The 21,043-nt window shown below is 43.4% G+C and carries 20 protein-coding genes; 7 read left to right on the plus strand and 13 right to left on the minus strand.

Features of this window, described 5'->3' with window-relative positions:
• Positions 1-194 precede the first annotated feature (194 nt).
• The 7 genes from RMZ95_RS24700 to RMZ95_RS24730 all read right to left on the minus strand — a co-directional run bounded on the left by RMZ95_RS24700 (position 195) and on the right by RMZ95_RS24730 (position 7,764).
• Complete coding sequence (locus RMZ95_RS24700; protein WP_322686865.1) at positions 195-2,168, minus strand: response regulator; 1,974 nt, start codon at positions 2,166-2,168, stop codon at positions 195-197.
• The gene (locus tag RMZ95_RS24705) at positions 2,161-4,311 is read right to left on the minus strand and encodes an ATP-binding protein (RefSeq protein WP_322686864.1); all 2,151 of its coding nucleotides are present in this window, start codon (positions 4,309-4,311) and stop codon (positions 2,161-2,163) included. Before RMZ95_RS24705 ends, RMZ95_RS24700 begins: the two co-directional genes overlap by 8 nt.
• A complete protein-coding gene (locus tag RMZ95_RS24710; protein WP_322686863.1) occupies positions 4,308-5,315 on the minus strand; it encodes an ATP-binding SpoIIE family protein phosphatase in 1,008 nt (335 codons plus the stop codon). Before RMZ95_RS24710 ends, RMZ95_RS24705 begins: the two co-directional genes overlap by 4 nt.
• A 1-nt stretch (position 5,316) precedes the next feature.
• Complete coding sequence (locus RMZ95_RS24715) at positions 5,317-5,715, minus strand: anti-sigma regulatory factor (protein WP_322671330.1); 399 nt, start codon at positions 5,713-5,715, stop codon at positions 5,317-5,319.
• A complete protein-coding gene (locus RMZ95_RS24720; protein WP_322671331.1) occupies positions 5,702-6,115 on the minus strand; it encodes an STAS domain-containing protein in 414 nt (137 codons plus the stop codon). The genes RMZ95_RS24715 and RMZ95_RS24720 overlap by 14 nt, the downstream gene beginning before the upstream one ends.
• Before the next feature lie 10 nt (positions 6,116-6,125).
• Entirely contained in the window at positions 6,126-7,001 is an 876-nt protein-coding gene (locus RMZ95_RS24725) for an STAS domain-containing protein (protein WP_322671332.1), read from the minus strand.
• Positions 7,002-7,326: 325 nt separating this feature from the next.
• Positions 7,327-7,764 (minus strand): YidH family protein, encoded by a 438-nt coding sequence (locus tag RMZ95_RS24730; RefSeq protein ID WP_322686862.1) that lies wholly within the window; start codon positions 7,762-7,764, stop codon positions 7,327-7,329.
• A gap of 128 nt (positions 7,765-7,892) precedes the next feature.
• Between RMZ95_RS24730 and RMZ95_RS24735 the strand changes: the two genes are divergently transcribed.
• Positions 7,893-9,335, plus strand: coding sequence for a hypothetical protein (locus RMZ95_RS24735; RefSeq protein WP_322686861.1), 1,443 nt, complete (start codon positions 7,893-7,895; stop codon positions 9,333-9,335).
• A gap of 238 nt (positions 9,336-9,573) precedes the next feature.
• The gene (msrA, locus tag RMZ95_RS24740; protein WP_322686860.1) at positions 9,574-10,242 is read left to right on the plus strand and encodes a peptide-methionine (S)-S-oxide reductase MsrA; all 669 of its coding nucleotides are present in this window, start codon (positions 9,574-9,576) and stop codon (positions 10,240-10,242) included.
• A gap of 103 nt (positions 10,243-10,345) precedes the next feature.
• Here the strand turns inward: msrA and RMZ95_RS24745 are convergent, their stop codons facing one another.
• The gene (locus RMZ95_RS24745; protein WP_322686859.1) at positions 10,346-11,539 is read right to left on the minus strand and encodes a serine/threonine-protein kinase; all 1,194 of its coding nucleotides are present in this window, start codon (positions 11,537-11,539) and stop codon (positions 10,346-10,348) included.
• Between the two features lie 425 nt (positions 11,540-11,964).
• On the opposite strand from RMZ95_RS24745, the gene RMZ95_RS24750 reads away from it, so the two are divergent.
• The gene (locus RMZ95_RS24750) at positions 11,965-12,264 is read left to right on the plus strand and encodes a type II toxin-antitoxin system RelE/ParE family toxin (protein ID WP_322686858.1); all 300 of its coding nucleotides are present in this window, start codon (positions 11,965-11,967) and stop codon (positions 12,262-12,264) included.
• 26 nt (positions 12,265-12,290) lie between these two features.
• On the plus strand, positions 12,291-13,433 hold the full coding sequence (locus tag RMZ95_RS24755) for a HigA family addiction module antitoxin (RefSeq protein WP_322686857.1): 1,143 nt from the start codon (positions 12,291-12,293) through the stop codon (positions 13,431-13,433).
• Here the strand turns inward: RMZ95_RS24755 and rfbB are convergent.
• The 4 genes from rfbB to RMZ95_RS24775 form a co-directional block, all read right to left on the minus strand.
• Complete coding sequence (gene rfbB, locus RMZ95_RS24760) at positions 13,360-14,421, minus strand: dTDP-glucose 4,6-dehydratase (RefSeq protein WP_322686856.1); 1,062 nt, start codon at positions 14,419-14,421, stop codon at positions 13,360-13,362. The two genes, RMZ95_RS24755 and rfbB, sit on opposite strands and share 74 nt — an antisense overlap.
• A 49-nt stretch (positions 14,422-14,470) precedes the next feature.
• A complete protein-coding gene (locus RMZ95_RS24765; RefSeq protein WP_322686855.1) occupies positions 14,471-15,469 on the minus strand; it encodes a glycosyltransferase in 999 nt (332 codons plus the stop codon).
• 114 nt (positions 15,470-15,583) lie between these two features.
• The gene (locus RMZ95_RS24770; RefSeq protein WP_322686854.1) at positions 15,584-16,285 is read right to left on the minus strand and encodes a DUF6391 domain-containing protein; all 702 of its coding nucleotides are present in this window, start codon (positions 16,283-16,285) and stop codon (positions 15,584-15,586) included.
• A gap of 453 nt (positions 16,286-16,738) precedes the next feature.
• On the minus strand, positions 16,739-17,002 hold the full coding sequence (locus RMZ95_RS24775; protein ID WP_292870113.1) for a helix-turn-helix domain-containing protein: 264 nt from the start codon (positions 17,000-17,002) through the stop codon (positions 16,739-16,741).
• 362 nt (positions 17,003-17,364) lie between these two features.
• Here RMZ95_RS24775 and RMZ95_RS24780 point away from each other — a divergent pair, with 362 nt between their 5' ends.
• Together RMZ95_RS24780 and RMZ95_RS24785 are read left to right on the plus strand one after the other, a co-directional pair.
• Positions 17,365-18,342, plus strand: a complete 978-nt coding sequence (locus tag RMZ95_RS24780; protein WP_322671341.1) for a carbohydrate kinase — start codon at positions 17,365-17,367, stop codon at positions 18,340-18,342.
• Between the two features lie 519 nt (positions 18,343-18,861).
• Positions 18,862-19,293 carry a DUF6006 family protein gene (locus tag RMZ95_RS24785; RefSeq protein ID WP_292816760.1) on the plus strand — a complete coding sequence of 144 codons (432 nt, stop codon included), beginning with the start codon at positions 18,862-18,864 and terminating at the stop codon, positions 19,291-19,293.
• A gap of 230 nt (positions 19,294-19,523) precedes the next feature.
• On the opposite strand, the gene RMZ95_RS24790 is transcribed toward RMZ95_RS24785, so the two are convergent.
• Positions 19,524-20,201, minus strand: a complete 678-nt coding sequence (locus RMZ95_RS24790; protein ID WP_322686852.1) for a polysaccharide deacetylase family protein — start codon at positions 20,199-20,201, stop codon at positions 19,524-19,526.
• 384 nt (positions 20,202-20,585) lie between these two features.
• On the opposite strand from RMZ95_RS24790, the gene RMZ95_RS24795 reads away from it, so the two are divergent.
• Positions 20,586-21,043: calcium-binding protein (locus tag RMZ95_RS24795; RefSeq protein WP_409883709.1), on the plus strand; the 458-nt coding region annotated here is incomplete at its 3' end.

The raw sequence follows: 21,043 nt of genomic DNA on the forward strand, positions 1-21,043 counted from the left end.
AAAAGGCTTGTCGAACTCACGTTAATTGAATGGCTCAAGCTCAGATCCCCGACTTCTTCAAGAAGTCGGGGATCTAGTTATTCACGAATGATTAAGTCAGGCTATAGCCTTTGGATTGTTATACAGTCTGATTGACGGATATTTATAAATCAATACACTTTCAGTTATCGCCAAAAACCTTAAAATTCAGGTTTCTAGACCTTTACTATAGTCAAAATAGCCTGTATTAATAATTCTTGCTCAATTGGTTTAGAAATATGTTGTTGAAATCCGGCAGCTAGTGCTTGTTGTCGATCGATTTCTCCGGCATAAGCAGTCACGGCGATCGCAGGAATTTCTCCGCCTTGTTCGGGTGACTGCTTTCTAATTTGACGAATAAGGGTGTAGCCATCCATATCGGGCATACCAATATCACTAATTAACAAATCAAATTTTGCTTGCATCAAATTGTTTAGAGCATCATGTGCTGAGTCCGCTTCAGTCACTTGTACTCCGTACTGTTCTAGCACGAAGGCAATGAACTCCCGTGAATCTTTGTTATCGTCTACCAGCAGTGCTTGCAATCCATTGAGATTAAAATCTGAGCGATCGCGATCGGCGGTATTAACTTGATTCAATTTTGAAGCAGCGATCGGTGGCAGTTTGACTGTAAACACTGCTCCTTGCCCTTCTCCAGGACTCGCTGCCTGAACGGTTCCGCCGTGCAATTCAACCAAATGACGCACGATCGCTAACCCTAACCCCAACCCACCAAATTTTCGCGTCGTTGTCCCATCGGCTTGGCGAAAGTAGTCAAAGACGTAGGGTAGAAAGTCACCAGAGATCCCCCTACCATTATCGCTGACAGTGATTTGAGTGTATTTCGCAGCACGACTATCTACTTCATCCTCGATCGTTTCTAACCGCACCTCTACTCGACCACCCTGTGAGGTAAATTTAATCGCGTTAGAAAGTAGATTCCAAACAACTTGTTGCAAGCGACCAGAATCACCCAACACTTGCCCAACATTCGGTTCAAATATTGTTTGAATCTGAATAGATTTAGCTTCAGCAGCAAGGCGCACGGTTTCAAGTGCAGCTTTGATAGTAAAAGTCAAACCGACTGGAACTGTGTTTAAAGCCAACTTACCTTGGAGAATACGCGACACATCGAGCAAATCTTCGATTAATTGTGCTTGCAGTTTCGCGTTGCGCTCGATCGTTTCTAGGGCGTACTGAGTTTTGGCTGCATCCTGGTGACTTTTTTGCAAAATTTTTGCCCAGCCCAGAATTGGATTCAAGGGCGATCGCAATTCATGAGACAGCACTGCCAAAAACTCATCTTTGATGCGGTTGGCTTGTTGCGCTTGTTCGGTCTGTTGCTGCAAAGAAATCATTAGTTGATTGAGGCGATCGTTTTGCTCTTGCAGCAATGCTTCTGCTCGTTTACGTTCGGTGATATCAGACAGAATGAAAACGGCGCCTGTAAGATTCCCATCCCGATCGAGTACCGGATCGATGGTTTTGGCAAACCACCGTTCTTGAGACTGAAATTCGAGAACTTGCCGTTGGTGGGTTTGTTTCGCACGGCGAAAACAAGTGCCATCGCCGATTCCCAATTTTGCGCCCATCAGCTCGTGGTGGGCATAACCTAAGATTTCGTGGGAGGGCTTGTTAAAAAGCTGCATCATCGCTCGATTACAGCGCATAATTCTACCTTCTTGGTCTACCAGAGATACGCCGTCGTTCATGGAATCAAAGGTGGTTTGCCACTCCCGCGCTGAGGACAAAGCAGCTTCCTCCGCCCGACGAATTCGCAGCAGCGATCGCAAAGTGGCAAGCAGTTCAATCGGTTCAACGGGTTGCACCAGATAAGCATCAGCACCACTATCTAAGCCTTCTGCTTTATCCTGGCTTTGGACAAAACTTGCAGAAAGGTGTAGCACAGGAATAAAAGCCGTTTCTGGATTTGCCTTAATTTGGCGACAGACTTCAAAGCCGCTGATATCTGGTAATTGGACGTCTAAAATTATTAAGTCAGGCTGAAAGTTAACAATAGCTTCTAATCCTGCCGCTCCAGTTGCCGCTTCCACCACACTAAAGCCTGCATTTTGCAAGATACGGGTAACAACGTAACGATTGGCTTCGTTATCGTCAACATGCAGGATCGTAACTCGTGGCTCAGACATGACTTTTCCCTGAAACCTCTAAAACAAGTCCGGCTTTGACGAGCGCATCTTGAAGTTGAGCGATCGTCGTGGTTTGAGAGCCTATTTCTTTGGAAACAATGGCTATGCTTTGCGCCGCTAATCGGCTTTGCGCTTCAGCATCCAGTTGGGCAGATGAGTGAATAATCACAGGAATCGCCTGAGTGACGGAATTGTTCTTAAGTTGCTTGAGTACATCAAACCCGCCGAGTTCTGGCATCTCCAAGTCCAGCACGATCGCGTTTGGCTGCTCTCGTTGTGCCAAATTTAATCCTTCTTTTCCATTTGCGGCTTCTAAAATACTCAATGGTGTATTTATCAACAACTGTTTCACAAGATACCGATAGGCGGGGTCATCGTCAATTAACAAGATTTTTTGAGGCTTGTTCTCAGTAATTAGCGTATTAAGTTTGTTCAATAGCGGCAATCTGTCTACTGGCTTAATTAGAAAACCGTTTGCTCCTAACGCCAATGCTTGCTTCTCGTTATCAATGATGGTAATCACGAGTACAGGGATAGTGCGGGTTGTTTCATCCCCTTTGATTTCTCGCAAGAACGTCCAGCCGTTTTGCCCCTCCAGCAAAATATCTAGCATAATTGCCGCCGGTCGAAATTGTTGTAAGGCAAGCCTTGCTTGAGCTAAGGTGCGGGTAGCAATTAATTGATAGATTGATTGCTGAAGATGCTTTTCGTAAATAAATAGAGTTTCTGGATGATCTTCAACCACCAGAATCGGCAGGCGAGTTGGCTCAACTGATGTGATTGGTTGCAGTACGGTGGTCAATTCGCTGGTATCTGGGTAGACGATGGGAATCAAGGCTGTAAAGGTAGAGCCTTCACCTGGCTGACTTTTCATCGAAATGCTACCGCCAATTAGCTCCGCTAGCTTGCGCGATAACGGCAATCCTAAACCGGTTCCCTTCACTTGCTTTTGCAGAGGGGACTCAATTTGCATAAAATCCTCAAAAATCCGCTCTCGATCGGCGGGAGCAATGCCGATACCCGTATCAGATACAGAGAAGGTGACGGTATGACCCGTTTGCACAGCGTTGACGCGCACCTCTCCCCGCTCGGTAAATTTGAGCGCATTCGAGACAAAGTTTCTCAGAATTTGAGCGACTTTCCCCTCATCGGTATAGAGTGGCGAAATACCTTCAGGTTCCTCGACAATCAGCGTCACGGAGGAGCCTTGAACCAATAATGGGCGCAGCATCCCCCGTAGCGTGCCAAACAAGTCACTCACTTCAAAAGAACTGGGATGCACTTCAATTTTTCCAGCTTCCACCTTTGCCAAATCTAGCAAGTCGTTGACCAATTCTGATAATCCGCTTGCTGCCTTTTGGATGAATGTCACCTGCTTTTCTTGCTCAATGGTCAAATCGCCATCTATCCGGGCTAGCAGCATTCGAGAGAGGGAGAGAATCGAGTTGAGCGGCGTACGAAACTCGTGGCTCATGTTCGAGAGAAAGCGGGTTTTTAACTCGTTTACCTGTTGCAGGGAGCTGGCTTTTTCATCCAGTTCTGCATAGAGGGCAACCACACCGCGATTGGTTTCTTCCAATTCCTGATTCAGTTGGCTTAATTCTTCCTCACGCTTGCGTAGCTCTGCCATTGCCTGGAGTAATTCCTGGTTTTGCTGCTGGATTTCTTGATAGGGATTTTCGGGCGATCGCCCAATTACGGTTTCTCGAATCTGCTGCAATTGGGAATCGCTGAAAGTAGGTGTGCGCTTCGACAACCTTTTGCCGATTGTCACGGTTGTTCCCTGTCCCGGCAGCGATTCAATCTCAAAAAAATCCATCAATCTACGAGTACCCACGATGCCTAGCCCCGCTCCCGTATCAGAGGTGTGGCGTCCGGCCAAAACGTCTGCTAAATCAGGAATGCCTCCACCCCGATCTTGAATCCGAATCAGAAACGCTTGCGGCTCTCCCACCACAGAAAATTCAACCGTTCCGTCTTGGGCATATTGAAAGGCGTTGCGGGCAATTTCGGAAACTGCCGTCGCCAACCGCGCCCGATCTTGAGCATCAAAGCCCAACTGCTCGGCAATCTCACGAGTTCGTTGGCGAGCTTGCACAACATCCTGTTCGTACTGGATGGCGATCGTGAAAACCTTTGTCATCTGCCCATTCCTTTCGCGACTAACACCGTCACATCGTCTCGCTCTCGGTTAAAGTCTCGGTATAGCACACCTGCAATCAAGCTGGGATGTTTTTGCATTAAGCCTGGATAGCGATCGATTTGCCACTTAGCGCCTAATCCGTCAGAATGCATAATTAAAAGTCCGTTGGCATACCAGGGATAAGTAAACTCTTGAATTTTGTGGATTTCATGTCCGACCGTGCCGTTATGAGATAGCAAATTGCGGTGCTCAGTAAAGGAGAAAATGCTAGCAGCGATGTTGCCAATGCCAGCAAAGCGGACAGACTGTTGTTCAAAGTCGATTTCGGCAATGGCCAGTGCTGCTCCTCGCGTACTTCGCAAGGCGGCGTGGGCAGCTTCGACGATCGCCCCAGGAGAACAATGAAGATGTTCTTGAAACATTCTCACGGCTGCTTCTGCTGCTGAGGCAGCCGCAGGCCCATGCCCTAAACCATCGGCTACTAGCAACAGACTACGGCAACAATCGACTTCACAGACCCAGGTATCTCCAGAAACCTCTTCTCCTCGTTTGGGCAAACAGATCGCTCCAATTTCTAAAACCTTCTCAGGCAGATGAGGTGCTGGGCCTAGCCACAGGTGAGCGAGGAGCGCTGTTCCTTGGTTGGGAATCGAGTAAATTTCAAATAAACCAGAAAGGCGACGAATTGCACCCATACCATTGCCCAAGGTTCCGGCTGTGGAAAAGCCATCTTGCAAACACTCATCCACATCGACCATTCCCTCTCCTTTATCTAGCGATAAAATTTCAATGCCAATTTTGGAATCTTGCCTGAGCGATCGCATTAGCACAACTCCGCCGTGGGCGTGTTGCACCAGATTGTTCGCAATTTCTGTCACCACAATCCCAACCTTGCCCCGTTCTGTTTCCTGAAAACCCAGCCGAGTTGCTAAAGCCATCGCCGCCCGTCTGGCTTCCCCGATCTGGCTAGATTCAGTAATTGTGACGGCGACAGATTCTCTCATTTTATTTCCATCGTACAATTATTATCCGTGTCCCTTCTCCCACCACAGACTGAATATCAAACTCGTCGGCAAGTCGTTTAGCACCACCTAGCCCCATACCTAAGCCGTTGCCCGTTGTGAACCCATCCTTTAGTGCCAGTTCGATATCGGAAATTCCCGGCCCCCGATCTTCAAAGGTTAGCCGAAGTCCTCGTCGTCGCCCTTCCTGAAGCGTTTCTAGCTTGACTGTGCCGCCTCCCCCGTAGTCTAGGGTATTGCGGGCTAACTCACTGGCGGCAGTAACAATTTTAGTTTGGTCTACTAAGCCAAAGCCAATCTCTACGGCAAGGTTGCGCACAGCCTGCCGAACTAAAATTACATCTGTAGAAGATTGAATGTTAATCGTTTCAGTCTTCTGCATGATCATCTGCACGCCATTTAGTGGCAGTGATTTGATTTGTGGTTTCATTGAGTGACGATCGCAACAATGCCATACCCTTTTCGACGTTTAGGGCAGTGCGAATCCCCGTCAGCGACAGCCCCAATTCCACTAAGGTGATTGCCACAGCAGGCTGCATCCCAACGACAACTGTCTCAGCATCTAGCACCCGTGACATTCTGGCAATGTTGGCTAAAACCCTACCAATGAAGGAATCAACAATCTCTAATCCCGAAATATCGATCAGCACACCGCGAGCGTGAGTTTGGGCGATCCGGTTGGTCAAGTCTTCTTGTAGCGTTGTGGCGAGGCGATCGTGCATATCTACCTGAATCGTCACAAGCAGGAAATTGCCCATTTTAAGTATAGGAATGCGTTCCATTGCTTCCTACCTATTTAGATTGAGGGCGGGTAATGGTCGTTCCTAAACGTTTTAGCGCCGTGAGAAAGGCATCGGCTAACGTTGCTTTGGTGACTATATTTGTCAAATCAATGCCGAGATAAACGATTGTTTGGGCAATTTGAGGACGAATGCCACTGATCATACAATCAGCTCCCATGAGACGGGCAGCAGTAACGGTTTTGAGCAAATGTTGAGCGGTCAGGGTATCGACAGTAGGAACCCCGGTAATGTCAATGATGGCAACTTCGGAACTAGTTTCGACAATCTTCTGCAATAACGATTCCATCATCAGTTGAGTCCGGGCACTATCCAGGGTACCGATTATCGGCAATGCCAAAATTCCCTCCCAGAGTTTAACGACGGGGGTAGACAGCTCCATCAACTCTTCTTGCTGCCGTAAAATCACTTCTTCTCGCGTCTTTTGATAGACTTCAATTGTCAGCAATCCTAGCCGATCCAATAAGTTTGTGGCTAACCAGATATTTTCACCCAATTCAATCGGGTCTTTGAATTGCTGACGCATTCGTTTGAAGAGGGGTTTCTTGAACGAAAAGACGAATGTAGCCGTTTCTGAGGGTGTGAAACCATTTTGCGATCGCGATCGAGAAATGCTGTTGAGCATCTCCCGCATCTCCTGCCACTCCCCTGCCTGAATATTGGTATTGCCCCGCCCAACGGCAATCCGAAACAAACTCAGGAATTCCCGGCACTCCTCTTTTAGATGGGCTTCTTTAATCAAGCCTCTGCGAATATTGACAATAGCTAGTTCCTGAGTCCACTCCGACAGCAAGTCTGCCTCGAAGGTTTCTAATATTTCTGATATCTTACTTTCGCTCATCGTTTCTTTGAGGGCAACCGGTTTCATTAGTTCAAAATCAGTGTATGACGATTCAGCCCAAGGTGAAAGCGACGATTACAAAAAGCCTAAAAGCTTGCTAGATATGAAGTGCGATAAATTGGGCAGACATAGAGCGATACCTGGGTTGGGCTACGCCTACCTAAGATTATTGAGAATCGGCAAAAAAGTTACATAAAATGCCTCCATATAAAAAGTTTAAGTAAGTCGGTGCAAAAAAACCAAACTGTGTAAAGAAAAGTAAAGAAGCCTCAAACTCTTTCTCCCCCTGCCCTTTACCTTATCCCAACAATAATTATTTACACCGATCTACTTATTCTGACTCCTGCTGTATTTAATGCAAATTTCGGGACTGTGGTTGAATGGGAAGCGGAGAACGAGAAGGTACTTTATCCCGCCATAAAAGCAAAGGAATACAGAAAAATCCCAAAATAATTACAACTCCAGCCATGATCCAAACCATTAACCTATTTGGTCTATAGTTCCCTGTTTCAATTTGCCAGAAAACTTGGTTGTATCGCCATGCAGCTAAGGCAATAGTCGAAATTCCAAAAATTACCAAAGCAATACCCAAATTTTCCGAGCTAGATAATGGACTTACTGGAGGTTCTTGTTGAGTAATAGTAATATTCAACTGACGCAGAAATATACCAAATCGCGCGATCGCAAAACCAAAGCCAATCAATGCAATCGAAGTGCGTAGCCAAGCCAGAAATGTACGTTCGTTCGCTTGATGCTCCCTTTGGCGGTCAATTTTCGGTATTTTATTCATGAGTAGTTTTTAACACCAAGTTCCTCTTGAAAAGTATTCGTAATATTGATGAAGTTTCGTAAAAGTCTAATCTAAAAGTGTCCTTAGATTTTGGGAAAACTCATTCTATATCTAGAAAATTCTTGACTATGCTTGATGACAACGATTTTGCATTAGCCTCGGCTGTTGACACTTCGGTTGTGGTGCTTGAGGAGCTATCTTTACATCCTCAGCCAGAAGTTCGTGAGGCTGTAGCTAAAAATCCGAATACGCCCACGAAAGTGTTGCTGAAATTAGGTAAGGAGTTTCCAGACGCAATTACGGCGAACCCGATTTTTAATCTTTTGCTGTTGGAAAATCCTGAGAGTCATTTCGTTAGACTCTCTTTAGCGCGTAGCACAACAACTAGTGAAAGTGCGATCGCTCAGTTATCTAAAATCGAGGATAAGGAAATTCTTCTTGCTGTGGCTAGAAATCCAAAGACATCTCTTGAGATTCTGGAAGAACTTGTAGAAAACCCGCCTCTTTTCTGCGATGACGAGAATGCTGATGAATCTGATTTCGATGAACTTTTTACCGCGATCGCTCAAAATCCCAACACTTCTGAATCGTTATTGCTTCAACTAGCCGAGGATGGAAGCAGTTATGTGAAAATGGCGATCGCTGAGAACCCCAAAACACCCTTATCCCTGCTAAATAAGTTTGCAGATTGGAGAAGTATGCATGAAGCAATTGCTCGAAATCCTCAAGCATCAAGCGCAATCTTGGAAAAACTAGCGGGAGAAAATGAGAAAGAAATTCGCGATCTGGTCAAGAACCATCCAAATGTTTCCGAAACTGCGATCGCCATCATCAATTTTATCGAGGGAAAACCTGGAACATCCATCGACTTGCTAGAGCAGTTAGCCAGCGATCGACGAGCCTCTGTCCGGCGATTGGTTGCTGCTCATCCCTTAACTCCTGCAAAGGTTTTAGAAAAACTCGCGCAGGATACAGATGAAGATGTACCCTTCAAAGCCGCAAACCATCCCAATGCAAACTCTACCGTTCTAGAGTTTTTTGCAGAGTTCTTGGTTAAGCAACATCAACGAGTCTCGCCATCAAATCGAGCCAGGTATGAAGAAAGTGCAGTTCGATTGGTGAGACGTTCTGACATTACTCCAAAAGTGTTAGAAAATCTGTTGCAAATGAATAAATATGATGTAGTAAGCGCGATCGCATCGTCTTTGAAAACACCACCCACTATCCTGCTTGCACTTACAGACTATCAAAACCAATCTAGCTCACACATTCACTTTCTCATAAATCTCGCTAAAAACCCCAATACACCTTCAGATGCGCTGGAGAAGCTTTATCTAAAAATCAACCAAACGCAGCATCCAAATACGATCGATGGTCTACATGATATTGCTTCTCATCCCAATACTCCTGTCCATTTGCTAGAACAATTCGCAGTTCATTCACGCACCGATCTTCGTGCAAAAATTGCCAAAAACGTCAATATACCGATTTCAATTTTGGAGCGGTTAAGCAATGATTCTGACTCTAGGGTTAGTAGTATTGCAAAACAGGCGCTGAAGGCAAGAGCTTGATTTCAGAACTGTTTTTGTAAAGGTCAACACCTTGCAGAGAGACTCTGAGAAAACCCAAGCGATGCCAGAATCTTTACAATACAGGACTTACGCACTGAAAACTTGAAAGCTTGATCCCCCCTAGCCCCCCTTAAAAAGGGGGGAATCTTAAAAGCCCCCTTTTTAAGGGGGTTGGGGGATCTCTTCTGCGTAAGTCCTACAATAGTAAATAAGGTAAAGATATATATCATCAAAATCAATGGCACTATTCGGATTTGGCAAAAAGGCAGTTATGCCCACACCTGAAGAAGCTTTGTCAGGAAGGGCACAATCTATGTCAGTACCCGCAGCTCATTATGTCAACAAGAATCCCTTAAAACCTCCTTTTCCCGATGGATTAGAGAAGGCAATCTTTGGCTTGGGCTGTTTTTGGGGTGCAGAACGCAAATTCTGGCAACTTAAAGGAGTTTACACCACCGCAGTCGGTTACGCTGCTGGTTTAACACCCAACCCCACTTATGAAGAGGTCTGTAGTGGGCGAACCGGTCACAATGAAGTGGTGTTGGTTGTGTTCGATCCCAAAGTGATTAGTTATGCCGAACTGCTCAAAGTCTTTTGGGAAAGCCACAATCCCACCCAAGGAATGCGTCAAGGAAATGATGCTGGCACTCAATACCGTTCGGGAATTTATGTATATTCCGAAAATCAAAAGCAGCAAGCAGAAGCATCGCGGGAAGCTTATCAGCAAGCCCTCAACAGCGCAGGTTATGGCAAGATTACTACAGAAATCTTGGATGCGCCGGAATTCTACTACGCTGAAGCTTACCATCAGCAATACCTGGCTAAAAATCCTAACGGGTATTGTGGTTTGGGAGGGACAAATGTTTCTTGTCCTGTGGGTGTAGTTGAATCACAAGTTAGTAGTTAGAAGGAAGCAGGGGAGCAGGGGAGAAGTTACAGTAAGTTTTCCCCTCAGCCCCCCATCCCCTCTGCTTCTTTCTTGTGCCCAATGCCCAATGCCCAATGCCCCACTAAAATGCAGCTTTGAGCAAAGCGATCGCTCGCACCCACAACATAATACTAATGGGCGCTCCAATTAGAATACCAGCGATCGCCCAACCTCTCTGATGGGCTTTGAATTGTTCAATACTGCGCCACCGTCTACTTTTCCAAGCCCATTCATTGCCTTTTGCACCAAGTGCGATCGCCATTACCCACCAAGCATTAGGTACAAAACAGAATAGACCATACCACACTTGATTCGGCCACATCCACAACCAAGGCATCAGAAATGCGCCCCAATTCCAACCAAGAATTTCCTCTGGAACTGTTTCATTGTGATTATTAATCCCGCATCCAGAATTGTTGATGATTTCTCTTAGCGGCAAAAGTTGATTCCTGTTTGCAGATTTGACAGTCAGTCCCGATTTGAGGGCATTCAGTGCAACGCTAGCACTAGTAAATCTTTGTTCGGGAGCGGGTTCTATCAACTTTTGTAGCCAACTGACAAAACTGGGACTGAGGTTAACTCGGTCTGTAAATTGCAGTCGCAAATCCTGCTGGGGTAAATCAGAGGGGGAAGTTCCAGTAAGCAAATGAATCAAAGTCGCTCCCAGTGCATATAAGTCTGAAGCCGCAACTGCTCGACCACCAAATTGCTCCATTGGGGCATAACCATAAGTACCGACAACGGTAAAAGTAACGCCCTCTTTTGCCGCTTTATCCTGAACTGCACCAAAATCAACTAAATAAATCTGATTATCTTCGCCCCAGATTAAATTACTCGGTTTAATATCTCTATGTAACACTCCAGGATTCAACTCATGTAGATAGATGAGAATATTTAAAACTTCAACAGCAATTTTTTTGGCTCGCTTTTCACTAAACCTTTTGCCAATAGCAAGTTTATCCTTAAGCGACTCACCAGGGATATATTCTTGTATTAAGGCGAACCAGAGGGTGCGATCGTCGATACAAAAATAATCTATATATTGAGGGATGCGGGGATGATTTAGCTGTTTAAGGATTTGTGCTTCCCTCTCAAAAAGTTTCAGGTCATCCCACTGCACAGTACCGCCAAAGGACAAAAGTTTGACCACAACGGTCGAATTTTCGCCATCAGAGGCTTGTAAATCCAATGCTTGCCAAGTTTGACGAATTCCATTGTTGCCGAGTTGGCGCTGGATTTGATAACGATCTTGTAATATTTGTTCTGGTTGCAGCATCTTAACACCTGCTGGCAATTTACGTTGATCTGATTCCCTTATATTTAAGGATAGTCATTATCTACAGAAACTGTGGCAGCAATCCCTTTCTGTCTTAGTAAGCTGTTGTGCATTTGATTTGTGTAACTGGGATGGACAAGACGCTTTGCATAACTTGCCTTTAGTTAGACTGTATAGTACAATTGTACTGTAAACAGTGATAGGAAGACGATCAAGCTCAAGCAAGATATGTTGTTGGAGGAAAATAGCAAAGTCCTTTACAGAATAGGTTTGCCTTAACTTTCAAGATTATCTAACAAACTTTACAAACTGCTTAAATCTCTTGTCACAATAAGATTTATAATTAAAATATCAGTCATTCACCCCAAGGCTGAAGCCAACTGTTATACAATGCAGAATCCAGTGTATTTAACTTGGGGGAAGCTTTGCGTTTTCAGTTTAAAAAAAAGAAACTCGAAGCACTTTACATAGCAGAAAAAGATGCTCATAAATACCCAGGTGTGGTTGATGACTTTTTTGAAGTCATGGCGATTATTGATGCTGCTGTAGACGAGCGAGATTTATATGCTCAAAAAGGATTGAGATTTGAGAAGTTATCAGGAAAACGAGGAAAACAAGGACAGCGTTCTCTACGTTTGAATAATCAGTGGCGTCTAATTGTGACAGTGGATGAGGATGAGCAGGGAAATTATCTCACAATAATCGATATCGAAGACTACCACTAACTTTCGTCAGCAGGGGAGACAGCAATATGAGCCAGAAGCTAGCACCAGCAAGAGTACCAACACCAGGAAAAATTTTAAGTCGAGAATTAGAAGCCCGTGGCTGGACACAGAAAGATTTAGCAGAAATTATGGGGCGTCCAGTTCAAACCATCAATGAAATCATTCGGGGAAGCAAGCAAATTACACCTGAAACAGCTATCGAACTCTCTCAAGCCTTGGGTACTTCTCCAGAGTTCTGGACAAATCTTGAAGCAAAGTATCGGCTTCATCTAGTAGGAAAAGAAAAAAAAGAGCAAGATATAGCTCGTAAAAGTCGATTGTATACAATTGCTCCCATCTCTGAACTAATCAAAAATAAGTGGATTCAAGCAGCAGATTCAATTGATGACTTAGAACGGCAAGTATGTGATTTTTTCGGCATATCATCTTTAGATGAAATACTCCAGCTAGATGTTAATTTTTGTTGTTCCGAGCATCGAGAGCCAGAGGAAACTTCTCGCATAGCTTGGGTAAAACAAGTTGAGAACCTAGCGAAACAACAAGCAGTTGCTAGTTTTGAACGCAAAAAACTTGAGACTGCTATCCCTAAAATTCTTGCTTGTGCGAAACAAGTAGAAAGTATTGTGCAGATTCCTAAATTGCTGGCAGATTTAGGTGTACATTTTATAATTGTGTCGCATTTAAGCAAAACCTACTTGGATGGTGCAGCCTTATATTTAAACAGCAATCCCGTTATCGCGTTGACATTGAGATATGACCGGATAGATTCATTCTGGTTCACCCTCATGCATGAGTTAGCACATATTGTTTTAGGACATCAAGGAGCTTATTTAGATAATTTGGATGCGTTAGAAGAGAATGATGAGGAAAGAGCAGCTAACGAAAAAGCCGCTGACTGGTTAATAAATCCTCAGACATTAAATGAATTTATTATTACAAGTAAAAAAGTCTTTTCTCGGAAAGGGATTGAAGAATTTGCTCACAATCAAAATAGACATCCAGGCATAATTCTTGGTCGCTTACATTATGACAAATTAGTTCCCCATAAAAATTTGAGACCATTACTCGTTAAAGTTAGCCCAATTTTAGGTCATTCTACAGATAATTTTTGCGATAGTAAGCTTGATATTCCGCAGACAGCAGAGGTTCCCACCAATCACGATGATTGAGATACCATTCAACTGTTAAACGTAAACCCTCAGCAATTGTTACTGAAGGCGTCCAACCAAGCTGAGTTTTAATTTTGTTTGCATTAATTGCATATCTCCTGTCGTGTCCCTGTCTATCCTTAACAAAAGTAATCAACTGCTTGGCTGGATATACTGGTAAATCAGGTGCTAATTCATCCATCATTTGACATAAAAGTTGCACGAGGTTAATATTTTCCACCTCATTATTGCCACCAATATTGTATGTTTCTCCTGGTTGACCATGATTGATTACTACATCTAAAGCACGGCAATGATCGCCCACATAAAGCCAATCCCGTACATTTTTACCATCACCATAAACAGGTAATGGTTTCCCGATCAAAGTGTTGATACACATTAGGGGAATGAGTTTTTCGGGAAACTGATAAGGCCCGTAATTATTAGAACAATTTGTGATAATGGTTGGAAGTTGATAAGTATGATAATAAGCACGGACTAAATGATCGCTACCCGCTTTGGAAGCTGAATAGGGACTATTAGGAGCGTAGGGTGTCGTTTCACAAAAAGCTGGGTCATCTGCGCCCAGGCTACCGTAGACTTCATCAGTAGAAACGTGTAAGAAACGATAATCAGATGGTTGTGCTTTCGCTTCCCAATGTTGCCGAAAAGCTTCTAGTAGGGTGAAAGTTCCCACCACATTAGTTTGCACAAAAGCGGCTGGGCCAAGAATCGAACGATCGACATGAGATTCAGCGGCAAAATGGGCGATGGTATCAATATTTTCCGTTGCTAATAGGTTGTCTATGATGGTGCGATCGCAAATATCTCCCTGCACAAACCGAAAATTCTCTCTTCCCTCAAAGGGCGCCAAATTCAGACGATTCCCCGCGTATGTCAGAGCATCCAACACCACCACGCGATCGTTTGGATAAACCTGACACCAATGATGCACAAAATTTGCCCCAATAAACCCTGCACCCCCAGTAACTAATAACCGCCGACTCATTCAATTTCCTCTCTTTTCTCTGTGTTTTCAGTGTCTCTGCGGTTCGTTTCTATGACTTAAAATATTTCTTCCTCAATTTACCATATATCTTCTGAGCGAGTAATTTCGCCATCCGTATTTTAGTCAAACTCTTAATATTAGATGGCTGCTGTATTTTATGGTCAAAAAACTCATTTAACTCATCCAAAATAACTTGGAAACGCTTAATAATATTTTCAGTACGATGCTCAACCCAAAAATCTTCAGATAAACTAAAAGCTACTGAAGATTCAATTACTTTCAGAATCCGTTGCACATCATATTCTTGGGAATATCCAGCAATTTTATAGCAATTAAATCCAGGGTCTAAATAATCAGCTAGTCCACCGTTAACACTAGAAAATACTTGACAGCCACAAGCAAGAGCTTCCATTGGTTGTAGACCAAATCCTTCACTAACACCCTGTTGTGCCCAGTACTCAGCCGAATCATAGAGGTAAACCTTAGCTCGGTTAAATAGTCCAGGTAAATCCTCTATGTATGAGTCAACAACCAATACTTTACAACGTTTTTGCAACGCCGGAATCAATTCTTTAATTAAATACTCAGAAGACTTCCGAGCTTGAACTAAAACATCAATATCCCGTTCCAAACCTAAATTTTGAAACTCATCAGAAATTTGATTGGGCAAATAATAAATCAGAGAATTGGGTGATTTTTCTCCCCAATATCCCATTGTATAGCGGCTAACAGTCATGATTGGAATACTTGCAGGTAGCCTAAATGAATAACCTGGACTATGTGCATGGTAAACGACATTATATTGCTTAAGTTTAGCCACGAGTTGAGCTATATCAAATCCCCAACTGATTACAAAAATTACATCATTTAAATTTTTCTCTTTTAGCAAATCATCAATAAAAAGCTTATCTTTTTCGCGTTGACGGTAAGTTACAACATCAGCACTACAGAAATTCTGAGCTAGATTAAGTGCTTTTAACTCAGCCCAAAGACCACCACAGGCAAATTTGCTATCTGTACCGGGAAGTAAGAAGTAAAGTTTTCTCATAATTTTTTTAAGGCATTGGGCATTGGGCATTGGGCTTGGGCATTGGGCATTAAGGAGAGAAGAAAAATTACTTCTTTTCCCCTCTGCTCCCTGCCTTTGTGCTTCTTGCTCTCTTCATTCTTGCCAGCCCACTTTAACAAAATGTGCTTCACGCCCCCAAACATCGCGTGTACGGGTAATATTTTCAATTGCTAGGTTAAAAGGAATGGCAGTTGTTAGGTAACGCTGCACTATGGAACCTAAATCAGGTGCGAGTTCTGCGGCTGTCGTCGCTGCTAATCCTAAACCTATAAGTTGCTCAATTGGTCGAAATGGTAGCAACAGATGCACACCCACAGCTAATCCAGCTGTTAAGAACATTGCTACTGACAAATTTGTGCCACAACGGGGATGTACAGCCAAATCCCATTCTCCACTGGTGATGCGATGTCGAGCAAGTGTGACTGCACGCCGCAAATCACTAATATTTACTTCACCATAGAGGTAGAATCCCTGCTCAGTAGATAAACCGCCTAATAGTTCATTATCTAGTTGAACATTAGTGGATTCTGCTGGAGCAGAATAGGCGCTTTTTGATTCGCTAAGAACCCAAACAGTAGCATGTTCTAAAGCATGAACCTGCCGCAGCATCAAAATTTCTTTTAACCCTGGAATAAACGATAGCTGTCTGAGTAAGTCGGCATCTTGTGTGGGTTGCGGAAAGTCTGAAGATTGGTCTTCCAGACTCGGAACCTTCTCAGATACAGGTATCGTAAAATTCAAGTTAAAAAATTCAAAGGGAGACGAGCTACCCTGAAAAGAAGCGGAAGTATTCATTGGAACACTACTCCCAAAGCCGATGGGGCAACATAGATTTCTTTCAAATGTAACGCTTGCACCACTGAATTGTTGCTAATTTTTGTAGATGATTGTTTAGTTAGGGTATTGGGCATGGGGCATGGGGCATTGGGCATTGTAGATGCTTCTTCCCAGTCCCCAGTCCCCAGTCCCCAGTCCCCAGTCCCCAGTCCCCAGTCCCCAGTCCCCAATCTTTAATCCTATATCTGTTCTGTTGAATTTGGAAAGGAATTCTGACTGATCTTTTTAGTTTCCGAGTCCGAGGGTCAGCTGGCTCCACTTACATAAACTCCGGCTGAGTGAAGGACTCGGAACTTTTGGTAGAGTGTTCACACTGAAAACTTAGGCGTAAGGAGAGGAACAATCAGTACAACTCAAAATTGGCTTGTAATTTACTAGACCAAAGCAATTAAGCTTCTACTAGTAAATTGTTTATTCAATCTGGTTAGGCAGAGTACAGCAATTGACATCATTCAAACAGACTTTGCCCCACTGTAAAGCCCAGCGGACAAGGGCTACTCGATTATCTGTCTCAGTCTTAGTGAGAATATTACTGATATGGTTATCAACTGTACGCTTGCTAATCTCCAGTTTTGCTGCAATCTCTTGGTTAGTTAAGCCAGCGGCTACTAAGTCGATAATTTGCAGTTCTCTGTCTGACAGACTAACGGGGGTCTCAGACTTGCCACCAGCCATGACTATTTCTATCCTCCCTTGGTATATGTACTTAATCGCTCTTTCTAATTCTAGAAGATTCTTTTCTTGGTAGGGGTTTCAAGTGTTAGCAGTAATATGATTGTCAATATTTTCTTTGGATTTCAAGTTGCTAAAAATATAAACCACGCGAAATATCATGTAATAAATATAGCTTATTTTGATAAATATATTGTCTAAGCACTGAGATCAAGTAAGCGAGATTAGAAGCACATACACGCTATAAGAGTAGTAAAAATTGCTATTTAATTCTATGAAGGACTGGCGACAGATTAGCAAAAACTATTGTAGATTTTATACTGTAAATTCATAATCCTACATCAAAATCTAAAATTGAAAATGAGATGAGCAATCCCCGTGTTTTGTGCCTTGGTGAAATTTTGTTTGATTGTTTAGCCGATCAATTAGGGCTAAAGCTGGAAGAAGTGAAATCTTGGACTCCCTACCCAGGAGGGGCACCAGCTAATGTAGCCTGTGCTTTAGTCAAGCTGGGAATGTCAGCAGGATTTATCGGTGCTGTTGGCGAAGATGAGCCAGGAAATGCACTGGTCAAGCTATTACAAGATGTAGGTGTAGAGACTACGGGAGTACAACGCCATCCCACAGCACCAACGCGGCAAGTTTATGTTACACGGGATCTGGCTGGCGATCGCACCTTTGCCGGATTTGGTCAGTACGATACCGCAGAATTTGCCGATACTCGCCTGCAAGCTAAACAATTGTCAGATTCGCTGTTTCAAGAAGCAGATTTTCTGGTTTTGGGTACTTTGGAATTAGCCTATCCTGAAAGTGAAGCGGCAATTCACCGCGCTCTAGAATTAGCAGAACATTACGACTTAAAAATTGTGCTAGATGTTAACTGGCGTCCTGTATTTTGGAAAGAGCCAAACATCGCCCATCAAAAAATTCCAGAATTATTTAAGCGAGTTGATTTCCTCAAACTCTCCAAAGAAGAAGCTGAATGGCTATTTGAAACCGCAGATCCCGGAGCCATTACTTACCGTCTAGCTTCGATTGAGGGGGTACTGGTGACAGATGGGGAAAACGGCTGCACTTATTGTCTGGGTGAGAACGAAGGCAAATTACCCTCGTTTTCTATCCCCGTAGTTGATACAACTGGTGCAGGAGATAGCTTTTTAGCAGGATTCATCCATCAACTGAGTAAGTATGGTATCCACAGCTTGCGGGATGCAGAAACAGCAAAACGCATTGTCACTTATGCCAGCGCTGTTGGGGCACTGACTACTATTAAACCAGGTGCGATCGCTTCTCAACCTACTGCTGCTGAAGTCGAAGCTTTTCTCGCCACACATCAACTCTAGGAACTAGCATAAGCCACTGGGATATCAGCATTTAGTAGCTGATACTCCCGACTAGAAAATGTAAAAAAATCTTCATACCATTCTGCGGTCATATTAAACAATAAACGCAGTTGGAGAAGTTTTGATATTAGGTTAATGCATTCAATTTTTACTTTTAGAAGTTCTGAATTATCCTCAGTGTATGAGAGCAATGCACTCAGGTCAGATAGATTTTGAGATTAGTTAGATAAATACTGGATAATTCAGAATTACGGAGTAAAACACGCTTTATACCTGCGTAACAGACGAATCGTTGTGTACCTCACTTTCCTTGAAATCTGCTGTATAACAGTTCACCCGTTTGTAATTGATTAATCCGTTCAGTTGTACAAACAGGAAGGTGTCGCAGTCTATGCACAAAAAACATTGAATCTTTACACTTTCACGATCTGCATAAATAGTAATACTGATATCTATAAGTGAATAGAAAGTGTAAGTGAATAGAAAGCATAGATTAGCTTAAGGAATTGGTGAAGCATTATGAAAAACATCACAAAATGGCTTTTGGGCTTGGCGATTGTTCCTGCAAGTTTGGTATTGGCATCTAGTCATGTTAAAGCCAGTCAAATTGCTGGTGAGTGGTTCTTTGGTCTCTGGGATTGTAATATTGACGGTAGACCAGCAAAAATGCAGTGGAAAGTAGTCGATGACCCACAAACTAGTTGTAACGGTGATGTTTGCTCTACTACTTCTGGTGTCCGTCTCGTCGGGCGGTTTAGTGATAACGGTAGTGCGTGGGTTCCTTTAGGAAAACGTTTTTCCAGCAGACAAAAACAGGATTTAGGTATTCGTTATTTAGGTGCAGAACAAGATAACTGGTATCTCAAATATAACAGTCGTACTAAAATAGCAGATGGTTGGACGACATGGCGGGGTAAGCGCTATCCACTACAATGTCGTAATCGCAGATAAACATTTGCTATGCAAAATATGTAAATAAGCGATCGCTAAGTTTGAGTACTAAACACGCCAGTACCATATTTTTATTTAACTTGACAGGCTAATACTTTAACGTGAGTTCGATGAACCTCTCCCACGGGGAAAGGAAGGAGCAATGAAAAATTAGGGTTTTGGCTCCCCTCTCCGTGTCGGAGAGGGGTTGGGGGAGAGGTCAAAAAAGGGCTTGTCGCACTCACGTTACTTTAGTTAGCCTGAGTTTGTTGCCACAGAGTATCAACAGTTACAAACTTATAGCCTTGTTGTAGCAGTTGTGGAATGAGAATTTGAATTGTCGCAGCAACATCTTCTCCACCGCAAGCACCATCGTGCAAAACAATTATTGAACCATTTTTGACCTGCTGCATAATTCGCTCTACCACAGTAGTTACACCTGGACGCACCCAGTCTTCTGGTACAACGCTCCACATAACTGGCCGGTAATTACACTGAGAAAACAATTTTAAAGTAGCAGGTGTAAAGAAACCATTAGGCGGGCGGACATCTCGCACTTGTTGAGGTTGCAGGTTGCAGGCATTGTAAATGGCAGCTTGGGTTTTTTCTAAACTGTCCTTCAAGTCATTTGGGGAAAGCATGGGAAAAGAGCGGTGATCGTAGCCATGCAATCCGATCCAGTGTCCGCGATCGCTAACGGCTTTAGCAATAGCTGGTGAACGGTTGACGCAAACACCCAACCAAAAAAAACTCGCTGTAATCTTGTAACGATCTAACACTGCCAAGACTTCGGGTGTGTATTGCGGATGTGGCCCATCATCAAATGTGAGTGCGATCGCTTTAGAACCTGGATTTCCAGCCCAAAGGCAGTTAGGAAAACTTGGCTGGAGAATGCGGTAGAAAATTGGGAAGAGGGGAGCTAGCTGCATAAAGTTTTTTCTTTTTTCCGTAATCTTGCGTAACTACACTGATTACTTAATATGATGATGTCAAGCGCGATTCGGACGCTTAACAGTCTTATATCTAAAACTTACACGCTGTACAAATGGACAGTTATATGAATTAGCACTTATTGTAATGTTAGTGAGTTTTTCCCTTGTTCCTATTTCCAAGTTGGAAATGTAGTTTCCATCACAATCTATTCCTGGCTAGCTGACTCAACTTATTTTTTAGTTGTTAGCTCAACAGGAAATATCGTAGTCACAGAAGTAGAACGGAAAAGAAAATTACAGCTTTTTCATACATATAATTGTCTTTTTGGCAAATTGTAAGTCCTGATATTAACAATTACTCTTTATTCAGGATAAACTCTCATGGCAATTAATTTTTCCGGAACTAATGGCAATGATGTTATCTTTGGCAGTAGTGACAACGATACCCTCAGAGGCTTGGATGGTGATGACAAACTGTTTGGTAGTAATGGCGATGACTTCATAGATGGTGGTTTTGGCTTTGACACCATTGATGGTGGTACTGGAACTGATACCACATCTTACGCTTTCTTCTCTGGCCCCATTGATGCCAATCTCTCTAGTGGTGTAGTTAAGTTTCCGGGAAATTCTCCTCTCACAGATACCTTAGTCAGCATTGAGAATTTAATCGGTACAGCTGGCAACGATACGATTGTTGGTAATAATGCCAATAATGTTCTCAGCGGTGGAGCAGGTAATGACTTCATCGATGGTGGCTTTGGTTTTGACACCATTGATGGTGGTACTGGAACTGATACCACATCTTACGCTTTCTTCTCTGGCCCCATTGATGCCAATCT

Origin of the sequence: Nostoc sp. DedQUE07 (assembly GCF_034530975.2) — a bacterium.
Lineage (GTDB): Bacteria > Cyanobacteriota > Cyanobacteriia > Cyanobacteriales > Nostocaceae > Nostoc.

What these genes read in the sequence shown, in the direction of transcription:
- RMZ95_RS24700 (WP_322686865.1), bottom strand. Translation starts at nt 2,168, where the DNA reads ATGTCTGAGCCACGAGTTACGATCCTGCATGTTGACGATAACGAAGCC.
- RMZ95_RS24705 (WP_322686864.1), bottom strand. Translation starts at nt 4,311, where the DNA reads ATGACAAAGGTTTTCACGATCGCCATCCAGTACGAACAGGATGTTGTG.
- RMZ95_RS24710 (WP_322686863.1), bottom strand. Translation starts at nt 5,315, where the DNA reads ATGAGAGAATCTGTCGCCGTCACAATTACTGAATCTAGCCAGATCGGG.
- RMZ95_RS24715 (WP_322671330.1), bottom strand. Translation starts at nt 5,715, where the DNA reads ATGCAGAAGACTGAAACGATTAACATTCAATCTTCTACAGATGTAATT.
- RMZ95_RS24720 (WP_322671331.1), bottom strand. Translation starts at nt 6,115, where the DNA reads ATGGAACGCATTCCTATACTTAAAATGGGCAATTTCCTGCTTGTGACG.
- RMZ95_RS24725 (WP_322671332.1), bottom strand. Translation starts at nt 7,001, where the DNA reads ATGAAACCGGTTGCCCTCAAAGAAACGATGAGCGAAAGTAAGATATCA.
- RMZ95_RS24730 (WP_322686862.1), bottom strand. Translation starts at nt 7,764, where the DNA reads ATGAATAAAATACCGAAAATTGACCGCCAAAGGGAGCATCAAGCGAAC.
- RMZ95_RS24735 (WP_322686861.1), top strand. Translation starts at nt 7,893, where the DNA reads ATGCTTGATGACAACGATTTTGCATTAGCCTCGGCTGTTGACACTTCG.
- msrA (WP_322686860.1), top strand. Translation starts at nt 9,574, where the DNA reads ATGGCACTATTCGGATTTGGCAAAAAGGCAGTTATGCCCACACCTGAA.
- RMZ95_RS24745 (WP_322686859.1), bottom strand. Translation starts at nt 11,539, where the DNA reads ATGCTGCAACCAGAACAAATATTACAAGATCGTTATCAAATCCAGCGC.
- RMZ95_RS24755 (WP_322686857.1), top strand. Translation starts at nt 12,291, where the DNA reads ATGAGCCAGAAGCTAGCACCAGCAAGAGTACCAACACCAGGAAAAATT.
- rfbB (WP_322686856.1), bottom strand. Translation starts at nt 14,421, where the DNA reads ATGAGTCGGCGGTTATTAGTTACTGGGGGTGCAGGGTTTATTGGGGCA.
- RMZ95_RS24765 (WP_322686855.1), bottom strand. Translation starts at nt 15,469, where the DNA reads ATGAGAAAACTTTACTTCTTACTTCCCGGTACAGATAGCAAATTTGCC.
- RMZ95_RS24770 (WP_322686854.1), bottom strand. Translation starts at nt 16,285, where the DNA reads ATGAATACTTCCGCTTCTTTTCAGGGTAGCTCGTCTCCCTTTGAATTT.
- RMZ95_RS24775 (WP_292870113.1), bottom strand. Translation starts at nt 17,002, where the DNA reads ATGGCTGGTGGCAAGTCTGAGACCCCCGTTAGTCTGTCAGACAGAGAA.
- RMZ95_RS24780 (WP_322671341.1), top strand. Translation starts at nt 17,365, where the DNA reads ATGAGCAATCCCCGTGTTTTGTGCCTTGGTGAAATTTTGTTTGATTGT.
- RMZ95_RS24785 (WP_292816760.1), top strand. Translation starts at nt 18,862, where the DNA reads ATGAAAAACATCACAAAATGGCTTTTGGGCTTGGCGATTGTTCCTGCA.
- RMZ95_RS24790 (WP_322686852.1), bottom strand. Translation starts at nt 20,201, where the DNA reads ATGCAGCTAGCTCCCCTCTTCCCAATTTTCTACCGCATTCTCCAGCCA.